Origin of the sequence: Vibrio tubiashii ATCC 19109 (genome assembly GCF_000772105.1) — a bacterium.
Lineage (GTDB): Bacteria > Pseudomonadota > Gammaproteobacteria > Enterobacterales > Vibrionaceae > Vibrio > Vibrio tubiashii.
Map to the genome: position 1 here is coordinate 628,103 of NZ_CP009355.1, position 19,872 is coordinate 647,974.

The window sequence follows — 19,872 nt, forward strand, 5'->3', positions numbered from 1 at the left end:
ATTACGAGCCTAATCTACTTAAGCTAAGAAACTAATAATGGCTCCAGTTCGTTTCTTTGGCTCAGTCTAATCATCACTCCGACGGCGACAAACATAACGGCGGCGGCCAGCATAAACCCATATTGAGTTATACCGTAGTGAGCCAAAGCCGCAATCACAACATAGCTGATGCTTTGTACCGAAGTTGAGAACATCGCCAAGCCTCCATCCACTCGACCACGTTGATTGACCTCAATAGTGTGGTGCATCCAATTGGTACGTGCGATGCGATTTAAGGCGTTAAAGAATCCAAAAAACAGAGTAAATAGTAAGATATATCCTGGATGTTGCGAGAAACTCATGCCGACTAGGGTAAGCGCCACTACCGCCATAGAATACTGCATGGTTGTTTGGTGTGAGGTCAATGACAGTAATTTGCTCAGTAGCACGCCTGTGAGCAGTGAACCTAGGCCAAAGGTGATGTTGTATCCTGCATACCAATTACCTGAAACCCCGTTTTCCGCAAACCAAATCGGAACCAACTTGCCTAAAAAGGTCAGTATCGGATAGGAAAGGCAAGAGAGCATGATAAAGGCATAGAAACGTGGTTGCTTAGCGATAATACTCTTACTTTCTTTCATCTGTTCCAGAAAGGGCGCTTTGTGTGAGCTACGTAGTTTTCTACGGTAAGGCGTTACTATATAGCTAAGCACAGCGATGCCCGAAGCGCTCGCTGCAAAAGCTGCGAATTCAAGCATGCCCCATGCTTGCAGTAATATGACGCCCAATGCACCGGCACCAAGAGTAGTGCCTTGCATAACAATTTCTTGCTTGCCTGAGATAGAAGCGTATTCATGCAAATCGTAGTTTTCTTGAGTAAATGCATTATTGGTCGTCCAAGCTAAATTGCTCGTTACCCAGAACACAAGTTGTGCTGCAGCAAGTAACCAATGTGATCCGTCAGACAGCCAATAAGCAAAGAAGACAACCATAGCCGTTGCGGACTGAATCAATTGGACTAAAACCAGTAGCGACTTACGCGAGTGTCTGTCGATCAAAGTAGAGAAAAATGGAGTAAGGACAAACGTGGTTGCGGTACAGGCGAGTGCGATAAGGGCGACAAAGGTTCCCATGTTGTCCGACTCAAGCATGATCCAAGGCAGGGCCATCATAAACAAGCCAGATGAAATACCATCAAAAAAGCGTCCGGAAAGATAAGGTAATGTTCTGCTTTTTGCGAGTAGGTTCATTGAATTTTCCTTATGTATATTCACCAACTTGGGTTACTCTAAAACCTCAAGCTAACTTGAGGTAAAGAACTTTGTTCAATTAATTTGGAGGCTTATATGGAAATGAGCGTAGGGGAAGTCGCAAAGCGTGCCGGAGTAAAAGTCTCGGCACTGCATTTTTACGAGCAGAAAGGTTTGATTCACAGCTGGCGCAATCAAGGTAACCAAAGGCGTTATCATCGTAGCGTGCTGAGAAGGATCGCAGTGATTAAAGCAGCACAGGAAGTCGGTTTAACGCTAGAGGATATTGTCCACTCGCTTGACCAGTTACCTAAGCATCAAGCACCAAATAGGCAGCAATGGGATCGCATGGCTTCAGGATGGAAAGAGATGCTTGAGCACAGAATTCTACAACTAAAAGCACTCCAAGATGACCTAGGGGGCTGCATTGGCTGCGGTTGTCTCTCTATGGAGTCTTGCGCAATCTACAATCCTCAAGATATTCGCGCAGAAACATTTAAAGGCAAAACCTTACTGACCAACCCTGAAGAGTGGTCAGAGGGAAAGAGCGAACCCGAGTAACAAGGGCAGAGTCAAAATACTAAAGAAGTTGCCAAATAAGACCATTGAAGCCACCTTGGTGGGCTCTATATGAAAGCGCTCAGCGAATAAGTAGTTCATCACGGCAGGTGGCAGCATGGTGAAAAGTACCATCATTTGTAACTGCATCGTTGGTAGTGGAATAAAGAAGTAAATAACCGCGAAAGCAATCGCGCCAGTAAACAGTGATTGCAATGTGCAAAGCAGACCAACCTTAAGACCACTCATCCTCATATTACACATTTGAGCCCCTAAAGAGAGCAGCATAACTGGCACCGCCGCTTGCCCGAGTAAAACAGTCGCTTCATACAATGGAGACCAGACACCAATACCAGATAAATTGAAGATAAGCGCTGCGCTTGCGGCAAGAAAGATCGGCATTTTGATGATCTGTTTGAACGGATTCCCTTCACTGAGCAGCGCCAAGCCAAGGCTAATGTGGATACAGGCTGAAACCACAAACAGTAATACAGCGGAAGCAAGAGCAGTGTCGCCAAAGGTGTAAGTAAAAAGTGGAATCGCCAAGTTACCGCTATTGCGAAACATATGCGGTGGAGCCCAGGTTTTATATCTCAGATTAGACATTTTACATACTGGAATCATTACCAACCCCGGTAGCAACACAGCAACGAGGGATGCAGTGAGTAAAGGCACTTGCTGAGTATCTAGCGGCATAGCAACCAGAGAAGAGAAGACGAGCGCAGGGGTAAAGGCATCCATGTTAATGCGATTAATCGGTTTGAAATCGGGTTTTAACCAACGCCCAACCGAGTAACCCACAGCCACCAATGCAAAAACTGGAAAAAGTATGCCTACGACTTGCTGAAACATGTCCTGCCCTGAACTGTCTAAATCCTAGTCGTCAAAGTAACTGATTTTATTACAACAAAACAGAGCGAGAAGAGAAATTAGGTCAACAGACCCTAGTGAACTATCTACTTTGCGTTACTCTTGGCGATACTTGTGCAGTAAGTTGATTGGTATATGACAGTAGTCATTGGGAAAATGCGTTAATCTATCTTGGTGCTCTTCATCGCTTTTTACGTAATTGGTCAGCACTTTGACCTCTACTGCAATCTTGTCGCTGTCTGGTCGATTGGCAATATAGTGCTGAGCCGCAATCAGATGAGTGGTATTTTGGCTGTACACTCCTGTGCGGTACTTTTCTCCAACGTCTTCTCCTTGCTGATTGACACTGTACGGGTCAATTATTTCGAAAAGGTACTCCATTAACTGTTCGACGGAAACCTTATCGGAATCAAATTGGGTGCGAACGCATTCCGCATAGCCGTCATACTCACTCAACGTTGTGTCCGTGGTTCCGTTGGCTCGCCCTGCTTCTGTGCTCACTACGCCGGGCAAGTGTTTCATAAACTCTTGAACGCCCCATAAGCAACCACCGGCAATGTATATTTCTTCTAACAAAATCATCATCCGTTAAGTATTTGCGGTGATACTAGTACAGAACGCGTAGCTAATGAAGGACTAGGTTCTCCATAATGTTCGCGAGTCCCTATATGACTCTAAGTTGGTTTAATTTATTTTTTGCATAAGTGCGTAGGGTGAAATTGAAATAAGCGGCTGAGAGTGCCAATTTGATGCCTTAAATTGGCGATTTGGAGGGGTTTTAAGTTGATGATTTTAAAGGGGTTGTTTTTGTGGAAAAACAGTAGCTTAGAGTGTTAGTCTTGCGTTCAACAAGGAGACACAATGATTACAAGCGACGCAATTTTTGAATTTGAAGACTTTAGTCACCAAGACTTACAAAACAGCCATTTTGAGCGATGTCAGTTTATTAAATGTACCTTTGACAGAGCTGACTTACGCGAAGCTAAGTTTGTCGACTGCCGTTTCATTGAACCACAGGCTTTGGAGTCTTGCAGCTTTCAGCATGCTAACTTAAAAGACGCGAGTTTTTCCAACTGTATGCTTGCCATGTGCCAGTTTACAGGAGCAGACTGCTTTGGAATTGAGCTACGTAAATGCGACTTGAAGGGCGCAAACTTTCAACGTGCTAACTTTGCCAACCATATTAGCCACAAAGCCTATTTCTGTTCTGCTTTCATAACGGGGTGTAACTTGATTTATGCCAATTTCGAAAGGGCATTGCTAGAGAAATGTGAACTGTTTGAGAATCGTTGGAATGGGGCGAACCTATTTGGTGCCAGTTTCTTAGGGTCAGATTTATCGAGTGGCGAGTTTAGCTCAGAGCAGTGGGGGACTTTCAATATGGAGCAATGTGACTTAACCCACGTGGATTTAGAGGGGCTTAACTTACGTAGAGTCTCTATGACAGGGGTGAAAATCTGTGATTGGCAGCAGGCTCAATTACTTGAACCATTTGGTTTGATAGTGATTTAATGCTCGTTTAAGCCGAAATTCAAGTATTCATAAAAGCAGGTGGTAACGCACCTGCCTTTACCTCGTCACCTAAATCTGAATAAAGGTGGCGTACTGTTCTGTGGTTAATAGCAAATAGCCAAACAAGGCAACGAATGCGCCACCTATAAACTGAATCGCTTTAAAAGAGTGCTGTGAAGGGATCAGTTCAGCTATGGAGTCTTTTCCCTTTACGGCTAAACAGACAATCACACTGGTGCTAATCGCGGTGCCGATTGCCATCATAATCGCACTAATGATACCGACTCCACGTAATCCCACCATATTCGAGAAGAGCAAGATCATCACCGCACCAGTACATGGCCTCAAGCCAACCGCCGCAACAATGCCATATAGGCCATGTTTGTTTACAAAAAGTGGAGTTTTGGAAGTGGCCTTAACCATAAGGACCACGCCAAGGCAGATAACGCAGAAATAGCTGATACGGATAGCCGACGCAATGGCGTTGTGCACTTCTCGCATGGTGGCCGAGAACATGGCTAACATGAATTCGACGATAACTATCGCTACGCATGCTTGTAGCATTGCTGTTGTAATGGTAATGAAGATCGCCTTGGATACGGTGCCGCGATTGGTGATCAAATAGGAGCTAACGAGCACTTTGCCGTGACCTGCTCCAAGCGAATGTAGCAGGCCGTATAAGAAGCTGACGCCGATAAACCATAGCAAAGCACCTTGCTTGTTTTCCTCTATGTCGTAAATAAGATCAGCTAGTTCATGGTTAAGAAGACGTTGGACATGAATCGCTTTGACCATAAGCACTGGCCAGTAGCTCATAACGGTATAGGCGAGTACGACGAGTAAACTAGCGAAAAGAATCTTTTTTTTATTCATTGTAATGACAGTCTATATAAACGGTTTCAGTGAAAAGCTGGCCGAGTGCCTCATCTGGGTCAGCATCTATGGGGAGTGCCATTGCGTAGGCCATCTGCTCGGGTGTTGGATTTGGCTTTTCAAGTCTGATATTGCACGCCATATTGTCACTTAAATGGATCGCAGTTGCGCTATTCCAGCTCATATCTACGTAGTATGTAGGGTCGAAAATGAGCAGCTTGAGGTTATCGCTGTTAAGTGGAACGGGCTTTGCCAGAGGAAGATCAAAACGTAGTGTGGCCTTTCCGCGTTTTAACGTGAGATCAGGGTCTATAGCCTTGCGATATTTGATCGGGTTTTCGTCTTGATAGAAGTAGGTGAAGTAATGGTGACCCAACATGTTTTCAGCAATCGAATTCGCTAAGCGTTTGAGCATAGTAGGATCTGACCTATCTTCTCCATCTAACATATAGGCGGTGGTCATTGCGTCGAACTCCCACACCATATACAGGCTGGTAATCTCCTGTTCATTACCTTGGATATAGGTGTTCATCTCAATCCAAGAATGAGGGTGAGCAAATGATTGAGCACAGCAAAACAGCAGGATTAAAGTGGCTTTTTTCATGATTTCTTATTGAATGTGAAAAAGATAAAGGCTGCAAACGCAGCCTTATACCAATTTAACGCTGCTTTAAACAGCTCGTTAGACTGTTCGAGATCGATTTCAAGAAGGTAAAGTAGCTACCTTTCTCGACATCAATGTCAGTGCCTAATGGATCAAGAGAGCCAATCTTCGCGTCTGTACCGCGAACCGTGGACTCAATAACCGCAGGGGTAAACTGAGGCTCAGTGAAGACACATTGAACATTCTTTTCGTTGATGGTGTTACGAATCTTGTTAAGTTTTTTCGCACCAGGCTTACGCTCTGGATCAACAGTGAAATGGCCAAGCTTCTTCGTTTTGAAGTAGTCTTCAAAGTAGCCATACGCGTCGTGGAATACGTAGTAGCCGTCGTTCTTGAATGGCTTCAACTCAAAATTAATTGCCGCAGCAGTGACTTTTAGGTTGTATTGGAACTTATCAAAATTCTGCTGGTAGGAGGCGGTTTGTTCTGGATTAATTGCAATCAGACGTTGCGTAATTAAGCGAGCCACTTCGATTGACTGGCATGGACCAAGCCAAATGTGAGGATCATAAGTGCTATGGTGGTGACCACAGCCACATTTCTTGCCGAACTTTCTTAGCTCAATCGACTCTTGTTCTTGTAGCGTCAAAGCACGGTCAATGTCCGCTATTGGCTTAACAAGAAAGCTTTCTAAATCTTGCCCAAACCACACGACTAAATCACTCTGTTTAAGGCGGATAAGATCGGAAGGTTTAAGAGCGTAGTCATGCGGAGAGGCATTTGTATCGAGCAATGTGCTGGTGGAGTCTCCTTCGGCAATGATCTCGTGGGCGATCATCTCAATGGGTTTTATTGTTGCAAGCACAGTGACTGCTTGAGCTTGCATTGATGCTACCAATAGGGCAGCGGTTGCTATACGTTTGATCATTGTGTTTTTGTTCAATAAAAAAAGGCGGCACAATGCCGCCAAAGAGGGGTTAAAGGGTAATCCAGCGGTTTTGTGTCGCTAAGTGCATAAACAGGTTCTGATTCAGCTGGAAAGTAGAGAAGTTTTGTACATTAGTGCTGATAACTGTAAACATGGTTTCCTCGATGATAGAGAGTGAAGGTTTATTGGAAGTGACTGATAACCCCGAGTTAGCAGCCGCTATCTTCTAAAACAAATGTGTACTTCCCGCTATATGGCGCTTGATATACTTTTAAATGACACGTGTTTCCTTTTAGTGGGTTGCTTTCAGCGTCCGCACCTGTAGGCTCTTTTAGAACAATGGCTGTTTCACGATCTTGCGTGCTATTGTTGAAGGTATTGAGTTCATCACTTTTGATGTTGATGATAAATACGTTGTTCAGATCAAGCACACGCGCAAAATTTGATGCTTCGTTAATAATGTGACCGTAGTTAACCCAAACCTTCTCATCTTCTTTGTCCTCGCTGTTATGCGTTTCGACTATGGTTTCAAAGAGTTCTTTCTTATGGTCACCGTTTAGAAATGCTTTACCATAAACCATAGAGTCTGCACCTAATAGGGCACCCTGAGTTGCTTTTAATGTTGATACACGTGCTTCTTTGGTTACTTCCATATACTTCGGCAGTGCAGCTGCCGCTAAAATCCCTAATACGGCCACAACAACAACGAGTTCAATAAGAGTAAAACCTCTTGCTTGTTTCATTTGTATTCTCCGATTAGTGTTTGTTGGGAGTGACTCCGATTTTGAGTCGCTCCATAGAATTTTGATTGGTTGGGGTTAAACGCCGCTTAGCTCGATTAACAGCAACTCAAGTTCCGGCAAGCTCTTTAGCGAACCAAGGTTGATGCGTTTGTTGCCATTGACAATGATTGTTGGCGTTGCGTTGATGTAATATTGTTTTGTCAGTTGGTCGAAGTTTTCGATGTCTTCACGGACATCTTCACAACCTTTGCGGAAATCAGTCGCATCGCCACCGCAGCGCTCGATCATTTCTGCGAGATCATCACGAGTACGTGGGGCTGAGCTAGGGCGAACGTGAGTGCTTGAGATAAGCTCGTTGACATAGTCGTGACCGATCTCTTGACGATTCGCTGTAGCAATGCTTGCTTGGATGTCTTTACCTAGTGGGCCGAAATCTACCGGTACATCTACAAAGCTGATGCCAGCACGTTCAGCCATAGTACGAATTGGTGTGTGTACAATGGCGCAAGGGCGGCAAAACGGAGTATAGAAAATCTTTACTTGTGGTTCGCTAGTTGGTTGTTGGTCGAGAGTGACATAATGAACATTCTCTTCGAAGCTACCTGCATGCGCTTTTGAAGTATGTTTTGCGACAACAGAAAAAATCACTGTGATACAAAGAAGGTAAAAGCAAAGGGTGTTTTTAACTTGCTTAGAAACTTTCATAAATGACCTCTTAGATAACAAAAAAGGCCACTAGGCCCTTTGTTTAGGAAAAGAAGTGCCATCCGTGGCACTTTAGCAGTTGCTCTTAGAATACGTATTGTGCACCAACACCAGCTGAGAACTGATCTTTAGAAACCTTACCTTTTGTTTCATAGTTGACACTCATAGAGCCAGACCAGTTTTCAGTGAATTGCATAGCGCCACCAATTGCGATAGCCTTCTTTTGACCTGCGGCGCCCATACCAACACCAACACCATATTGTCCGGCCTGAGAGAGTACTGGTCTTGCGTTTGTAATTGCGTGAGAAGACGCTACAACGCCATCCATACGGTCTTCAAGAACGAGCATCTTGTTACCCATGTTTTTCATATCAGCTTCTAGGCCATCGATACGCTTTGTATTGTCTTCAATCGCAGTATTTTGAGCTGCAATTTGACGACCAGCCTCAGTAACGGCTTTATCGCCATGCTTGTCAAGGTAGTCTTCAATGTCTTTACCAATTGCGTAGATTTCGTCGATCTTCTTTTTATTGTCTTCAATATCTAGGTGAGTATCATCGATGTCGTTAGTGTTTGGACCACCATTACCACCACCATTTTGCTTCAAATCATCAATCTGAGCTTGTAGTGCTGCAATTTTCGCATCCATAGCTTCGACCGCTTGAGAAGCGTGCGCTTCAGCTTGGCTCGCAAACTCTTCTGCATCGTGGTAAACCTTAGAACCAGCGTCTCTGATTGCCTGCTCACCATCTTTGTACATTGTGTTTACAGCTTCGGTTGCTCTGCGTTCTGCTTCTTCATCAACTTTGATATCAAATGTGTCGTTGTTTCTTGACTCTGCAATCTCTTTGCGGACTTTCGCAAATTCATCTTTTGCAAGGTTAACTGCTTTTTCACCGTTCACTTCGACAGCTGTTACACGGCGGTGAGCTAGATCTGCTTGAGAGCGGTTGTATTGTACATTCTCATCAAGGACAGAAACTCTGCGATGAGCCAATTCTGCTTGGGAGCGGTTGTAACTCACGTCAGTGTTGATGCTTTCAACTGCTTGCTTCGCATGGAATTCAGCATTGTTCATGCGGATATCAGCATCATGGGCACGTTTTGAAAGGTGATTGATTTGAGAGGTGGCGACATTGAGAGCCTTTTCGCCATCCTTACGCAGAGCTGCAGATGATTTTGCAACTGCAGCATCTGCTTTTTCTTGAACGTATTTAGTGCCATCTTTCTCCATCAGATCCATTTTACGGTTAAGACCGTCAGCGACAGATTCTAGTTTCGCTACTTCACGACCGCCTTCAGCGCGAAGTTTATTGTAGGCTGCTTGACCATCTATACGCAGGCCTTTATCTACACCAGAAATCGCAGATTCAACTTTAGCAACTTCACGACCACCTTCAGCACGAAGTTTGTTGTAGGCTGCTTGTCCATCCATACGCAGACCTTTATCTACACCAGAGATAGCGGATTCAACTTTAGCGACTTCACGGCCACCTTCAGCGCGAAGTTTGTTGTAGGCTGCTTGACCATCCAAACGCAGACCTTTATCTACACCAGAAATTGCAGATTCAACTTTAGTAACTTCACGGCCACCTTCAGCACGAAGTTTGTTGTAGGCTGTTTCACCTTTCGAGTAAATATCCTCTACAGTTCTCTTAGCGTGGAATTCAGCGTTGTTCATACGAATATCAGCATCGTGTACACGTTTAGATAGGTGGTTAATTTGAGAAGAAGCGACATTCATAGCTTCTTCGCCTTCTTTACGGACGTTAGCAAACTCTTGCTCTGCCATAGTTGCTCGATCGTTGAAATCTTTAACAACATTCTTCGCGTGGAATTCAGCGTTGTTCATACGAATATCTGCGTCATGAGCACGTTTAGAAAGATGATTGATTTGAGCTTCAATGATTTTATCTTTGTTTGACATTGTTTCTGCAGCTACGCCAGCAGAGAACAAAGAAGCAACGCTTAAAGCTACGATTGTCTTTTTCATTATATTTCCAATAAATATTTGTATTAGTGTTTTATTTTTTAGGTGGGGGAGGGTTATCTCCCCACGCTAAAATTCATAAATGAGATTAGAAGCTGTACTGAACGCCGATTTTGAATACGTTGTCGTTCTTGTATTTTTCGTTTACTGATAACGGCATACCGTCGTCGCGTGAACCGCTACCTTTCAGATGCGTTTTGCCTTTGTAGGTGTACTGAGCGTATGGTTTTAGATCACCAAATGAGGTAAGTACTGCTTTTAACTCAAGCTCTTGAGATTTAGCCGATGCATCACCGTTTGCTGTTCCAAAAGGCTCAACCTTTAAATGACCATCAATGTCAGCGCGCTTAACGATGTAGTTCGCTGAAAGGTCAACCGTGTCTGCTACGTTGTAGCCAACCGTTAAGTCAACACGGTGAACTTTAGATTTATGACTACCGTTTCCAGTGGCTGAATTTAAACCCTGAGTTGCCGAGAACTCACCCTTACCATCTGAAATTTCGTAGCGGTAACGCGCTGCTGTGTATAGGCCGTTATCGAATGCGTAACCGCCTTTGATGCCAAATTTGGCAATGTTGCTGTCTTTGTAGGTTGCTTCACCGTTTACACCATCGACTGCTGGGTTAGCGATGTACTTGTACTCTTTTGAGTAACCTGACGGTACGGTTAAGTCGAAAGATGGCATGATGAATGCGTTACCCATCTCAACCTTGTAGTCCAACGAGAATGTTGTCTCTTTGTGGCGTTTTAGGTTTTCTGCACCAACAAATTCGATACCGCCTGCTAGTCCACCAATGATTTGGTCGTGGAACTTAATAGTCGTTTCTTTGTTGTCGCCATGCGAAGCTTCTAGATCGAAAGCTGCGCTTGAGAAAGAAGTTAGTGCTGCTAGAACTGCTGTTGCGACTGCTAGTTTTTTCATGTTTATACCTACTATAAATTTGATAATGAAAAAACCTTCCTTGGGTGGCTCATGTTTGGGGAATTCCGCTTCCTCCTGTTTCATTCTTGAGCTCGCAAAGAATAATACAGTGTTCAAGTCCGTTTGTGAACCCGCAAAATCCACAAATGAAGTTAATTTGTTTGAAAAAGATTAATTATGACACTCTGCTGACATTGTATAAACTTTGGTTTCAAAAGTGATCTCTCGGGTGGGTGTGACACCGAACAGCGATTTTAATTAGCAAGAATGATCAGATAACAACTCTGTATGGTGTATGGCCAGAGTTTTAAAGTTCGTTAAATGCAAAAGCCCTAGAGCGATGCACTCTAGGGCTAGGAACAAATATATCGGAGGAGGTAGAATTGAGTTGTTGTAAACGTGAGCGATATTGGTTTATTGACTTTCACCAACGACGACAACATCACCGGTTTCTTCGTCAAGGTAGGCGCCAATTGGCTGTAGGTCTTCGTCACTTGCTTGAGCTGTATCATGTTCACCCACCACAACAACATCACCAGTCTCTTCATCTAGGTATGCGCCGATTGGTTGAAGTTGCTCATCCTCTGCAGGCGCAGTTTCTTGTTCACCTACAATAACCACTTCGCCAGTCTCTTCATCTAAGTAAGCGCCAATCGGTTGAGGTTCAGCGATAACGAATTCGTAACAGATCTTCGCGTCAACGATTCCTGCAAGCTTGTTTGACTCACCCGCGATTTTGCCTGGCTGGTTTTCAGCTAACCAATCGTTAGTTGCTGCGCGAAGTGGTGCTTCTTCTTTAGAGCCGAAAATGCCTGAGTCGTTGTAACAGGTCAGAACCTTTCCATCGCTAAAACGGTGTTTTGCGACCGTGTACTGGTTACCGTCAGGTGCGTTGTAGATAGAGTCGTTTGAAGTCACATCGTAAGTCACTAATTGACGGGCACCTTGTACATCGTTGTAAATAGAGCAGCCGCCTAGAGTAGAAGCAGCGACAATAGCAACAAGCAAAGACTTAACAGTAGTTTTCATTTTCGATTCCTATTTATTTCGTATTAAAGGACGTGGAGCGACCTTAAATGTCGTGTTTTGCATCGATAAGGCATAAATGAAACCTTAGAGACGCAAATATGGATTAAATTCTGATAGTTATGAGCAGTTTATGTTGAGAGCTTGCTGCCTAGCTTAAAGGACAAGCTCAACCACTCGGCCTATTTGATATTTCATTTTGTCAGACTTACGCTGTTGAAATAGATAGCGCTCGTTCGCCTGTTGCCAGCCAGAAGTGAGCAAGCAACTGGTATGGTCACCAGTTTCGGCTGACGCCTCTAAACAGGCTTGGCTAATGGAATGACATTCGCCATAACTTTTGCTGATAGACTGGTTTACCTCGTGGTAATAGTCTGCACAGGAGCTAAGGTATGAAGTGCTAACTGAAAAAACAAAGCATCCGACGATTGCACCAGTTAGTGCAGTAGAAAATACGTTCATTATCGATTCTCCGCCGCGATAGCTTTGCCGATGCAGGTGCTGTTGAATACGCTAAGCGAGTCGCTGATCAAACGAATGATGTCAGGCAGTAACAAGCCGTCGCTGAGGTTTTCCTCAACTTTTTTGTTTATCAGACCCATAGTGATGTTGAGAAAGCGATAACCTTTTAGCTGTTCATCTTCTGTACCATGAGTAATCAGTCTATTTCCAATTAAAGCATGGCTAAGGAGTATCTTTTCATTCTCGCTAGCACCTTGAGTTTGTAGAGGCGAAAACTTAACCGCCTTCGCTCGTGTGTTGTGCGAGTCAACCATAGCTTTTATCGCTTTAGCAAAATTGAGGCTGTGAGCGATACGGTGATGCTTCTTGTCATTGCCAAAGTGACGATCAAGCAGCTTTGCATTGTATCTACCGAGCACGTGGTTGAGCCAAATTGAAGGAAATAGAGATTGAACAATTGAACTGATCATTTTTCACCTCGACGAACAATATTTAGCAAATACACTATCTTTTACTATCAAGATATAAGCGCACACCTGTAGCTATGCCTTCTAGCAACTTATCCATAGCGACGACATCAATTTCGCCACCAGATAAATCACGTAAAGATCCATCGACTAGCTTTAATCCGTTCTTTCCTTGTTGGATCGTTAAGGGGATTCCCCAAATACCAGAAAACCTTTCTGCTTTAGCACGAACCGTTTTTAAACGGTGGGCATCAAGGTGGGTCACGGCTAGCATGCCTCTTGTGGTTTATTTGTTTTGGTCACTTCATTCGTTTGAAGTGAAATTGATTTAGTCGGCATAAATAGCAACGCTAAGCCGAGCAACAAAGAGACAACACCAAATACGGCATGTATGGCGCTGCCAACTAACACTGTGCCTTGAATAGCAAGGCTTGAAGCGGTGCCAATTTTAAATGCGGCCTTTAACCTTGCACTGACGATCGCAAAGCTAGCAATCATGCACGTGCTGTAAGGAACCAAGAGCAAAGTAAATGCTGCCATATGAGATCTTGGAGTAACAAAGTTTACAGTGGCTAATACAATTAATTGGCAAACCACGAGGTTAAGTGCCATTAGGCCAAGGTATTGTCGACGATTTAAGGTCGCATTTTTAAACGTAAACACCGACTTAACTAGCTGTTTCATTGTTGTTCCCACGCTTAGTTTACTTAGTCAACGACTTAGCCTTGAATACCGCGTGGTGCACTCGATAAGGAAACCGTCTCAGTGAATGGTGAAGTGTATTTATCTCCAACCTGGCCCACTACATTTGAGGTAGGTGCTGCGTTAAATAGGGCTAGAACGGCAAGAGTGATGATTTTCATACTTGTATACTCCTACGCATCATATTCATCAGTTCGGTAAATTTGGAGTGATTGTGTTTCAATACTCAACTTGTGATTGCATTGTAGTTTCATGATTGGGTTGTTATGTCAGGCTAATGTCAATTGCAATCATATATGGAATATTTTGATGGTATTTCATTACAAATGGTGAATCATTATCGTATGAATTACTCAAATTGATGATGGAAGAAGTAAGCTAACCTCAGCACTTAAACTGTGAAAGGTGTGTGGTTTCATCGGTGGTAGTCTCAAGCAATCGTGATCTATAGCAAGTTTTGGTAGGGAATATTGCTGATATTTAGGTGAATATGAGCTTTCAGTGCCATTTTTGACAATCATAGTCTAGATTTATATGTGCTAGGTTTCTTATAAGGGCTGGGTGTATCTAGAATGCCGGTTTTCAAAAGTAAAAAATTGGCGCTTGGTGTATCTGTGTTAGTGCTATGCACTGTGGTTGCGGGCGTAATTATTGGGATGAAGGTAGATAAAAAGACCTCGTCTTCTCACATCAAAATTGGGGTGTCTTTAACACCTTCCTCTTCGCCATTTCTCATCGCTGAGCAGCTTGGCTTGTTCAAGCATTTTGGGCTTGATGCCACACTCTTCCCTTGCTCTAGTGGAGCGGCTTGTACTCAACTGATGCTGGATCAAAGTGTTGATTATGCCATCGCTTCGGAATCGGTCGTGATGTTTCAAAGTTTTGAACGAGACGATCTTACTCTGCTTGCGAGTTTTGTTGAATCTGACAACGACCTCAAACTTCTGACGCTTACCCCCGTTAATATACGGAGCGTTGCAGACTTAGATGGTAAGCGGGTAGGAATTGTAAAAGGCACCGCCAGTGAGTTTTACTTTGATTCTGTACTTATCAGCAATAGTGCTCAGGAGATCGAAGTAGAAAAAATCTACCTACAGCCTCATGAGCTTGTACCTGCGCTTCTTTCTTACCGTGTTGAAGCAATATCCGCGTGGGAGCCGATGGGGTTTGAAGCCAATTTATTGTCCGTATCTGAAGTTTCTAACTTAGGTACAAAAGGTGTGTATCAGCTTTCCTTTAACCTTATTACACGGTCCCCATATCTCGAATTCGTTGGAGATGAGCCAGTTCGATTACTGCGAGCACTTGATATGGCTAACGAGTGGATTAACTCCAACCCTGACAAAGCGCTAAGTATCATTTCACAAAGATTAGATATACCGCTTAATCAAATCGAATGGTCTTGGGATGATTATTTGTTTCGTTTATCTTTGGGTAACTCGCTACTTTCTAACCTTCAGCTTCAGTCTCGCTGGGCAATTGAAAATGGCTTTGTTGAGGATACACCGCCTGACTTTCGTCAAATTTTATATTCCTATCCATACCAACAAGCCGTGGCGTTGAGGGATTAAGCGATGTTGGATTCACTGTTTAAGAAGATGTTCATCTTATCGACAACCACCATGATTCTAACTTTGTTTATTGTGGTCTCTTTCTTCAAGATTAATGAACAGCAAAAGGTCACCAAGGTCGAGCTAGATCAAATCATCGACTTACAGCTATGTGTCGATTTGCTAAGAAGCCAATTGTGGGTGTTTAAGCAGTTCGGTGATGGTTCTAGTCTTAACCAAGTAGAAGTCGCGCAAGCGGAGCTTTCAACCAAACTCACCGCCTACAAAGGGAGTAATATCCAACTCGACAATCTTCAGCGGATGAACCACAGCTTGCATACACTTTTGATTAGAGAGAAGCAGCTTTACTTTGTTGGAGCTCAGAGCAATGCAGATGATGCTGCTTCTATTCTAAATGCGAGGAACCTTCTTCACTCTCGCTACAACATGATTGTGCAAAACATGACGGAGGAATTGGCATACGTTCATCGATTAGTAGTTAAGAGAAATGCTTCTTCGCTAGAAAACGTCATGTCGACTGCGGCGGCGTGGCTGATTCTATGTTCGATTTTGGTGAGTGTCACAGCATGGTTAATCCTGTTCCGCTTTAAATCAGGGGCTGAAGCGATGAAAGCAGCGATTCTGAATCTAGCGCAAGGTCGATTAGATACCAAAGTTGAAGCGGTCAAGATGGACAGTGAGTTTCGTGTGATCGCGAATTTCTTTAACCAGATGACGGTCTCTTTGTGTCACTCGACAGTGACCAAGCAAGAGCTCGAAGAAGAGATCATTCGACAAACCAAACAGCTCAAGCATAAGCAAGAACAACTGCTGTTTTTATCAGAACATGATCCACTCACGAATTTAATGAATAGAAGAGCCTTCGATAAACAACTAGAACAGTCGATTGTTAGGGCCAAGCGAACCGGACATAAATTCGCGTTATTGTTTATCGACTTAGATGACTTTAAAAACGTCAATGACAATTACGGTCACGATGCAGGTGATTATGTGTTAGTGAAAATTGCTGAGCGCCTGTCAGATTGCGTTCGCGAGTCTGACATAGTAGGAAGATTGGGGGGCGATGAGTTTGTGGTTTGCCTCGATTTGCTGAAAGATCTGGAAGGTGTTCCTGGGAAAATCGCTCAAATAGGGGAAGTGATTAAATCGCCGATCGTTTTTGCTGGGCATTCATTGAGTGTGGGTTCGAGCATCGGGATTGCCTGTTTCCCAGAGCAGGGGACAACCAAAGATGAGCTAATCTGTATTGCCGATAAAGCCATGTATGTTCAGAAAGAATGTAAGGATCAAGTGCAGGCTGAGCAAGAAGAAAAATCGGATTCACAAAAGACGCAAAACGTCGTAAAGCTATTTGCGCAAAGTAACAAACAATAGCTCAGTGTAAAATAGGGTTAACACCTTCAAAATATGTGAATTGTCACTAATTCTAGACTTCTTTATCAATAATCGACATTTTATGCAGGTTTGATTCACGCCTCTTTTGTGAATCGTAAAGGGATAGGAAGTCTAAGAATGGATAAAGAACATAGCATGCGCGAGAACTTACTCGCCTTGATTCTCGGTAGTGCCTTAGTATCTTTGGGTGTTATCTTTTTCAATAAAGTCGGTTTGTTAACTGGTGGTACAGCTGGTTTAGCGATCTTTTTAACTAAAGTTAGTGACTTTAGCTTTGGTCAGGTGTTCTTCGCACTAAACTTACCGTTTTATCTCCTCTCAATCACTCGCATGGGCTGGCGCTTTACACTCAATACTTTTATTGCAGTAACGATAGTTTCATTCGCGGTTGACCATTTGCATCATGTGATTGAAATTGCACGTATTGACCCGTTTTATGCCGCCTTACTCGGTGGTGGCATGATAGGCATAGGCATGCTAGTCATATTCCGCCATAAAATGAGTCTCGGTGGTTTCAATATTCTTGCGCTGTTCTTACAAGAGCGATTTGGAATTCGTGCCGGAAAAGTACAGATGGCGCTCGACTGTTCCATTGTTGTGATGTCGCTGTTTATTGTCGATATCTCATTGATTCTACTCTCAGTGGTGGGAGCAATTGCAACCAACTTGATATTGGCAATGAACCACAAGCCAGGGCGGTATCAACCTCAGGCAACCACGGTTTAAAGTTGCCAATCAACGAAATAGGCTTAGCAACTTGCTAAGCCTTTTTATTTTCTACCTATTGTTCAACGCTTGATTAAACAGAGAAACCTCTTTGGAATCTATTGAGTACCCGCTATTGCAGGCTGCGTGTAGCGTTGCTGCGTATTCAATATTAAAGTAGCGAAAGAGTCCTTCAAAGAAGCTGTGAAAAGTCGGGCATATCTCCTGTTTACCTGAACTGGTGAGTACAAAACCACGCTTAGATTCTAATGCTCTCGCTTTAGGTTTTAGCTCTGCAACATCTAACAGCTCGGTCATTCTATCAATCAGCGCCTTCATAGGGGCAGTTACTGAGTACCAGTAGATGGGTGACGCAAACACAATATTGTCTGATGCAAGCATCTTTTCAACAAGCGGATAAAAATCATCGGCTGGATAGCGGTTCTCATATCGATAGGGGGTGATAGTGAGCGAGTCAATATCGACAACCTCGACAGTATGATCTGCTGCTATGTGTTCAATTGTCTTGGCGGTATTACCTTGTTTGTTCGCACTAGAGAAGAGTACTAATGTCTTCATTTATAAATCCTTTTCAATGTCATCGAGATTCGATGAAAGGACTATAAAACCTCAACCATAGTTGAGGTAAAGCGATTATGACTTATTACTAATTAACTGCTAACAATTTTGATAGACGTGGAACACTGTTAATGCCTTCTGGCACTTGAGTGCGTTGAGGGTTGTAGTAAATCGCCTGCAAACCTGCTTCAAGCGCTGGGTAAATGTCCTTATCTAAGTTGTCTCCAACCATAGTGACTTGTGAAGCACTGTCTCCGAGAGATTCGAGTATTGCTTGGTAAAACTCAGGGCTGTTTTTCTCAAGAGCTAAGTTCGCTTTACAGAAATAGCCATTGATATACGGGTCTAACCCGACGCGCTCAAACGCTTGCTGAATTTCAGACTCGGTAGATTCTTGCGCACTGGTTGCAACGTAGATGGTGTGGTTTTTACTCAGCGCTTTAAGTGTTTCTTCGGCTTCTTCAACGGCTTCGACTTGAGGCCAAAGATACATTTTTCCCTTTTGTTCAGCGAAGTCGACCATGAGGGTGTCCCCCCAATCGAACAGGTAGACATGGCTCATCCTAAGCCTCCTATTAGGTTAATTGGTTTATCAAAATTCATTCTAACCTTACTAAGGTAAATTTCACCAATAATTGCTTATATTTACCATGTGAATAATACTTGTTCGAATGCTATCTACTTAAGTGATTGTTTTATAATGACATCCATGTTGGCATTTGATTTGCTCATACAGGTGGCATTATAAAAATGAATGAGAATTTAAGTTAGGTATCATCTGTTTTTATAAAATTTGTAGGCTAGCTGGATAGTTTCGAATTAATTGGTGTCGAAGCACTATCCGCACGTATAAATAACGATAATAGAAAACAAGGATTTCTAATGACGACTAAGCCGTTACGTTGGTTGCTACCTTTTATCATCTTAGGTGGTGCTTATGCTGGTTATTCAACAATAGCCTCTAGTGCGCCTGAATCTTTAGAAAGTAAGCCCGCCAAGGCACCTCCAACCGTGAAAGTCTCGAAGGTTGCGTCGAGCGATCACAAAGTAGTGATTACTAGCCACGGAGAGCTTCAACCCGTTGAAGTTACGCAGCTTTCTGCTCAAGTGTCCGGTGAAGTGGTTAGCTGGCACCCTAATTTTGTTGTCGGTGGAATTGTTAAGCGTGGTGAAGTCCTGTTTCGTATTGAGAGTGATAACTATCAAGCAGCAGTGCTTCAAGCCGAGGCGCAATTAGCGAGTGCTAGAGCGGCGTTAATCGAGGAGAAAGCAAAGGCTGAAGTAGCAAAGCGTCAAGCTAAAAATCTACCGCAGAAACAGGTCACAGACCTGTATTTGCGTAAACCACAGCTCCTTAGTGCCGATGCGCAAGTGAAGTCAGCCTTAGCAGCGCTTAAACGCGCAAATCGCGATCTGGAAAACTGTAAGGTGGTCGCTCCCTATGATGCGTTAGTAGTGGCGAAAGATATTGGTGTGGGGCAATTCATCTCAGCGGGTGCTCACGTTGCGACGCTTAATAATGTGGAAGCAGGAGAAATTCACATTCCTATCGCAGGGTTCGACAGTGCGTTCTTACCACGAGATTACGCAGGTATCCCAGCTCAAATCATCCAGAGAGGTATCAATAACATTCGCCGTGAAGGCAAGATTGACCGCGATTTAGGCGTGGTGGATAGCAGCACTCGAATGATTAACATGGTCGTCAGGGTCGATAACCCTTATGCGATTGATAGTGAACAAGCACCAATGAAGTTTGGTTCTTATGTTGAGGTTCAATTTGCTGGTAAAGAGTTAAAGCATATCTATCGCCTTCCTCAGGAGCTGGTCAACAATCAACAGGTATGGGTTGTGAATGAACAGAATCAACTTGAGCCACGCGTAGTCAACGTCTTGCGGGCAGAAAAAGAGTTCATGCTGATCAATCAAGGCTTAAGTGATGATGACCAAATCGTATTGACTGTGCCTGAGTACCCGCAAAAAGGGCTGCAAGTCGAAGTCGCGGTTCAAGACAGTTCATCGGATAGGTAGAGG

Annotated in this window: 24 protein-coding genes; 6 read left to right on the forward strand and 18 right to left on the reverse strand. The window is 43.6% G+C overall.

Annotated elements, in window-relative coordinates; genetic code table 11:
- Positions 1-23: 23 nt before the first annotated feature.
- Positions 24-1,229 carry an MFS transporter gene (locus IX91_RS17990; protein ID WP_004748133.1) on the reverse strand — a complete coding sequence of 402 codons (1,206 nt, stop codon included), beginning with the start codon at positions 1,227-1,229 and terminating at the stop codon, positions 24-26.
- A gap of 96 nt (positions 1,230-1,325) precedes the next feature.
- On the opposite strand from IX91_RS17990, the gene soxR reads away from it, so the two are divergent.
- Positions 1,326-1,790 carry a redox-sensitive transcriptional activator SoxR gene (soxR, locus tag IX91_RS17995; RefSeq protein WP_004748132.1) on the forward strand — a complete coding sequence of 155 codons (465 nt, stop codon included), beginning with the start codon at positions 1,326-1,328 and terminating at the stop codon, positions 1,788-1,790.
- Here soxR and IX91_RS18000 read toward each other — a convergent pair.
- Both IX91_RS18000 and IX91_RS18005 read right to left on the reverse strand, forming a co-directional pair.
- Positions 1,764-2,639 (reverse strand): AEC family transporter, encoded by an 876-nt coding sequence (locus tag IX91_RS18000; RefSeq protein ID WP_004748131.1) that lies wholly within the window; start codon positions 2,637-2,639, stop codon positions 1,764-1,766. The two genes, soxR and IX91_RS18000, sit on opposite strands and share 27 nt — an antisense overlap.
- Positions 2,640-2,753: 114 nt before the next feature.
- Positions 2,754-3,239 (reverse strand): peptide-methionine (S)-S-oxide reductase, encoded by a 486-nt coding sequence (locus tag IX91_RS18005; RefSeq protein WP_004748130.1) that lies wholly within the window; start codon positions 3,237-3,239, stop codon positions 2,754-2,756.
- A 279-nt stretch (positions 3,240-3,518) separates the two neighbouring features.
- Between IX91_RS18005 and IX91_RS18010 the strand changes: the two genes are divergently transcribed.
- Positions 3,519-4,169 carry a Qnr family pentapeptide repeat protein gene (locus IX91_RS18010; protein ID WP_004748128.1) on the forward strand — a complete coding sequence of 217 codons (651 nt, stop codon included), beginning with the start codon at positions 3,519-3,521 and terminating at the stop codon, positions 4,167-4,169.
- 69 nt (positions 4,170-4,238) lie between these two features.
- Here IX91_RS18010 and IX91_RS18015 read toward each other — a convergent pair whose 3' ends face one another.
- The 13 genes from IX91_RS18015 to IX91_RS26495 form a co-directional block, all read right to left on the reverse strand.
- Entirely contained in the window at positions 4,239-5,042 is an 804-nt protein-coding gene (locus IX91_RS18015; RefSeq protein ID WP_004748127.1) for a nickel/cobalt transporter, read from the reverse strand.
- On the reverse strand, positions 5,035-5,646 hold the full coding sequence (locus IX91_RS18020) for a DUF1007 family protein (RefSeq protein ID WP_004748125.1): 612 nt from the start codon (positions 5,644-5,646) through the stop codon (positions 5,035-5,037). Before IX91_RS18020 ends, IX91_RS18015 begins: the two co-directional genes overlap by 8 nt.
- A gap of 55 nt (positions 5,647-5,701) precedes the next feature.
- Complete coding sequence (locus IX91_RS18025) at positions 5,702-6,574, reverse strand: zinc ABC transporter substrate-binding protein (protein WP_004748123.1); 873 nt, start codon at positions 6,572-6,574, stop codon at positions 5,702-5,704.
- A 209-nt stretch (positions 6,575-6,783) separates the two neighbouring features.
- Complete coding sequence (locus IX91_RS18030) at positions 6,784-7,317, reverse strand: type II secretion system protein (RefSeq protein ID WP_004748122.1); 534 nt, start codon at positions 7,315-7,317, stop codon at positions 6,784-6,786.
- 75 nt (positions 7,318-7,392) lie between these two features.
- A complete protein-coding gene (locus IX91_RS18035) occupies positions 7,393-8,022 on the reverse strand; it encodes a thioredoxin domain-containing protein (protein ID WP_004748121.1) in 630 nt (209 codons plus the stop codon).
- An 85-nt stretch (positions 8,023-8,107) separates the two neighbouring features.
- A complete protein-coding gene (locus tag IX91_RS18040; RefSeq protein ID WP_004748119.1) occupies positions 8,108-10,015 on the reverse strand; it encodes a YadA C-terminal domain-containing protein in 1,908 nt (635 codons plus the stop codon).
- Positions 10,016-10,100: 85 nt separating this feature from the next.
- Positions 10,101-10,934, reverse strand: coding sequence for a hypothetical protein (locus IX91_RS18045; RefSeq protein ID WP_004748118.1), 834 nt, complete (start codon positions 10,932-10,934; stop codon positions 10,101-10,103).
- A gap of 414 nt (positions 10,935-11,348) precedes the next feature.
- A complete protein-coding gene (locus IX91_RS18050; RefSeq protein WP_004748116.1) occupies positions 11,349-11,963 on the reverse strand; it encodes a hypothetical protein in 615 nt (204 codons plus the stop codon).
- 153 nt (positions 11,964-12,116) lie between these two features.
- Positions 12,117-12,422: a hypothetical protein gene (locus IX91_RS18055; protein ID WP_004748115.1), complete on the reverse strand. Its 306-nt coding sequence runs from the start codon at positions 12,420-12,422 to the stop codon at positions 12,117-12,119.
- Positions 12,422-12,892, reverse strand: coding sequence for a hypothetical protein (locus IX91_RS18060; RefSeq protein WP_004748113.1), 471 nt, complete (start codon positions 12,890-12,892; stop codon positions 12,422-12,424). Before IX91_RS18060 ends, IX91_RS18055 begins: the two co-directional genes overlap by 1 nt.
- Positions 12,893-12,926: 34 nt before the next feature.
- Positions 12,927-13,163, reverse strand: a complete 237-nt coding sequence (locus IX91_RS18065; protein WP_004748112.1) for a hypothetical protein — start codon at positions 13,161-13,163, stop codon at positions 12,927-12,929.
- Positions 13,157-13,573 carry a hypothetical protein gene (locus IX91_RS18070; protein WP_004748110.1) on the reverse strand — a complete coding sequence of 139 codons (417 nt, stop codon included), beginning with the start codon at positions 13,571-13,573 and terminating at the stop codon, positions 13,157-13,159. Before IX91_RS18070 ends, IX91_RS18065 begins: the two co-directional genes overlap by 7 nt.
- Positions 13,574-13,608: 35 nt before the next feature.
- Positions 13,609-13,752 carry a hypothetical protein gene (locus tag IX91_RS26495; protein WP_004748108.1) on the reverse strand — a complete coding sequence of 48 codons (144 nt, stop codon included), beginning with the start codon at positions 13,750-13,752 and terminating at the stop codon, positions 13,609-13,611.
- A gap of 411 nt (positions 13,753-14,163) precedes the next feature.
- Here IX91_RS26495 and IX91_RS18075 point away from each other — a divergent pair, with 411 nt between their 5' ends.
- From IX91_RS18075 to IX91_RS18085, 3 genes are all read left to right on the forward strand, one after another.
- Positions 14,164-15,162: an ABC transporter substrate-binding protein gene (locus IX91_RS18075; protein ID WP_004748106.1), complete on the forward strand. Its 999-nt coding sequence runs from the start codon at positions 14,164-14,166 to the stop codon at positions 15,160-15,162.
- A gap of 3 nt (positions 15,163-15,165) precedes the next feature.
- Entirely contained in the window at positions 15,166-16,536 is a 1,371-nt protein-coding gene (locus IX91_RS18080; RefSeq protein ID WP_004749432.1) for a diguanylate cyclase domain-containing protein, read from the forward strand.
- 138 nt (positions 16,537-16,674) lie between these two features.
- On the forward strand, positions 16,675-17,283 hold the full coding sequence (locus IX91_RS18085; protein ID WP_004748620.1) for a YitT family protein: 609 nt from the start codon (positions 16,675-16,677) through the stop codon (positions 17,281-17,283).
- Between the two features lie 51 nt (positions 17,284-17,334).
- Here IX91_RS18085 and IX91_RS18090 read toward each other — a convergent pair whose 3' ends face one another.
- Positions 17,335-17,841, reverse strand: coding sequence for a flavodoxin family protein (locus tag IX91_RS18090; RefSeq protein ID WP_004748621.1), 507 nt, complete (start codon positions 17,839-17,841; stop codon positions 17,335-17,337).
- A gap of 88 nt (positions 17,842-17,929) precedes the next feature.
- Positions 17,930-18,403 carry an HAD family hydrolase gene (locus IX91_RS18095; RefSeq protein WP_004748622.1) on the reverse strand — a complete coding sequence of 158 codons (474 nt, stop codon included), beginning with the start codon at positions 18,401-18,403 and terminating at the stop codon, positions 17,930-17,932.
- A 320-nt stretch (positions 18,404-18,723) separates the two neighbouring features.
- Here IX91_RS18095 and IX91_RS18100 point away from each other — a divergent pair, with 320 nt between their 5' ends.
- Positions 18,724-19,869, forward strand: a complete 1,146-nt coding sequence (locus IX91_RS18100) for an efflux RND transporter periplasmic adaptor subunit (RefSeq protein WP_004749431.1) — start codon at positions 18,724-18,726, stop codon at positions 19,867-19,869.
- The last annotated feature ends 3 nt before the right edge of the window (positions 19,870-19,872 follow it).

Bases quoted from the DNA above. Each gene is read 5' to 3' on its own strand.
- IX91_RS17990 (WP_004748133.1), bottom strand. From the start codon at position 1,229: ATGAACCTACTCGCAAAAAGCAGAACATTACCTTATCTTTCCGGACGC.
- soxR (WP_004748132.1), top strand. From the start codon at position 1,326: ATGGAAATGAGCGTAGGGGAAGTCGCAAAGCGTGCCGGAGTAAAAGTC.
- IX91_RS18000 (WP_004748131.1), bottom strand. From the start codon at position 2,639: ATGTTTCAGCAAGTCGTAGGCATACTTTTTCCAGTTTTTGCATTGGTG.
- IX91_RS18005 (WP_004748130.1), bottom strand. From the start codon at position 3,239: ATGATTTTGTTAGAAGAAATATACATTGCCGGTGGTTGCTTATGGGGC.
- IX91_RS18010 (WP_004748128.1), top strand. From the start codon at position 3,519: ATGATTACAAGCGACGCAATTTTTGAATTTGAAGACTTTAGTCACCAA.
- IX91_RS18015 (WP_004748127.1), bottom strand. From the start codon at position 5,042: ATGAATAAAAAAAAGATTCTTTTCGCTAGTTTACTCGTCGTACTCGCC.
- IX91_RS18020 (WP_004748125.1), bottom strand. From the start codon at position 5,646: ATGAAAAAAGCCACTTTAATCCTGCTGTTTTGCTGTGCTCAATCATTT.
- IX91_RS18025 (WP_004748123.1), bottom strand. From the start codon at position 6,574: ATGATCAAACGTATAGCAACCGCTGCCCTATTGGTAGCATCAATGCAA.
- IX91_RS18030 (WP_004748122.1), bottom strand. From the start codon at position 7,317: ATGAAACAAGCAAGAGGTTTTACTCTTATTGAACTCGTTGTTGTTGTG.
- IX91_RS18035 (WP_004748121.1), bottom strand. From the start codon at position 8,022: ATGAAAGTTTCTAAGCAAGTTAAAAACACCCTTTGCTTTTACCTTCTT.
- IX91_RS18040 (WP_004748119.1), bottom strand. From the start codon at position 10,015: ATGAAAAAGACAATCGTAGCTTTAAGCGTTGCTTCTTTGTTCTCTGCT.
- IX91_RS18045 (WP_004748118.1), bottom strand. From the start codon at position 10,934: ATGAAAAAACTAGCAGTCGCAACAGCAGTTCTAGCAGCACTAACTTCT.
- IX91_RS18050 (WP_004748116.1), bottom strand. From the start codon at position 11,963: ATGAAAACTACTGTTAAGTCTTTGCTTGTTGCTATTGTCGCTGCTTCT.
- IX91_RS18055 (WP_004748115.1), bottom strand. From the start codon at position 12,422: ATGAACGTATTTTCTACTGCACTAACTGGTGCAATCGTCGGATGCTTT.
- IX91_RS18060 (WP_004748113.1), bottom strand. From the start codon at position 12,892: ATGATCAGTTCAATTGTTCAATCTCTATTTCCTTCAATTTGGCTCAAC.
- IX91_RS18065 (WP_004748112.1), bottom strand. From the start codon at position 13,163: ATGCTAGCCGTGACCCACCTTGATGCCCACCGTTTAAAAACGGTTCGT.
- IX91_RS18070 (WP_004748110.1), bottom strand. From the start codon at position 13,573: ATGAAACAGCTAGTTAAGTCGGTGTTTACGTTTAAAAATGCGACCTTA.
- IX91_RS26495 (WP_004748108.1), bottom strand. From the start codon at position 13,752: ATGAAAATCATCACTCTTGCCGTTCTAGCCCTATTTAACGCAGCACCT.
- IX91_RS18075 (WP_004748106.1), top strand. From the start codon at position 14,164: ATGCCGGTTTTCAAAAGTAAAAAATTGGCGCTTGGTGTATCTGTGTTA.
- IX91_RS18080 (WP_004749432.1), top strand. From the start codon at position 15,166: ATGTTGGATTCACTGTTTAAGAAGATGTTCATCTTATCGACAACCACC.
- IX91_RS18085 (WP_004748620.1), top strand. From the start codon at position 16,675: ATGGATAAAGAACATAGCATGCGCGAGAACTTACTCGCCTTGATTCTC.
- IX91_RS18090 (WP_004748621.1), bottom strand. From the start codon at position 17,841: ATGAAGACATTAGTACTCTTCTCTAGTGCGAACAAACAAGGTAATACC.
- IX91_RS18095 (WP_004748622.1), bottom strand. From the start codon at position 18,403: ATGAGCCATGTCTACCTGTTCGATTGGGGGGACACCCTCATGGTCGAC.
- IX91_RS18100 (WP_004749431.1), top strand. From the start codon at position 18,724: ATGACGACTAAGCCGTTACGTTGGTTGCTACCTTTTATCATCTTAGGT.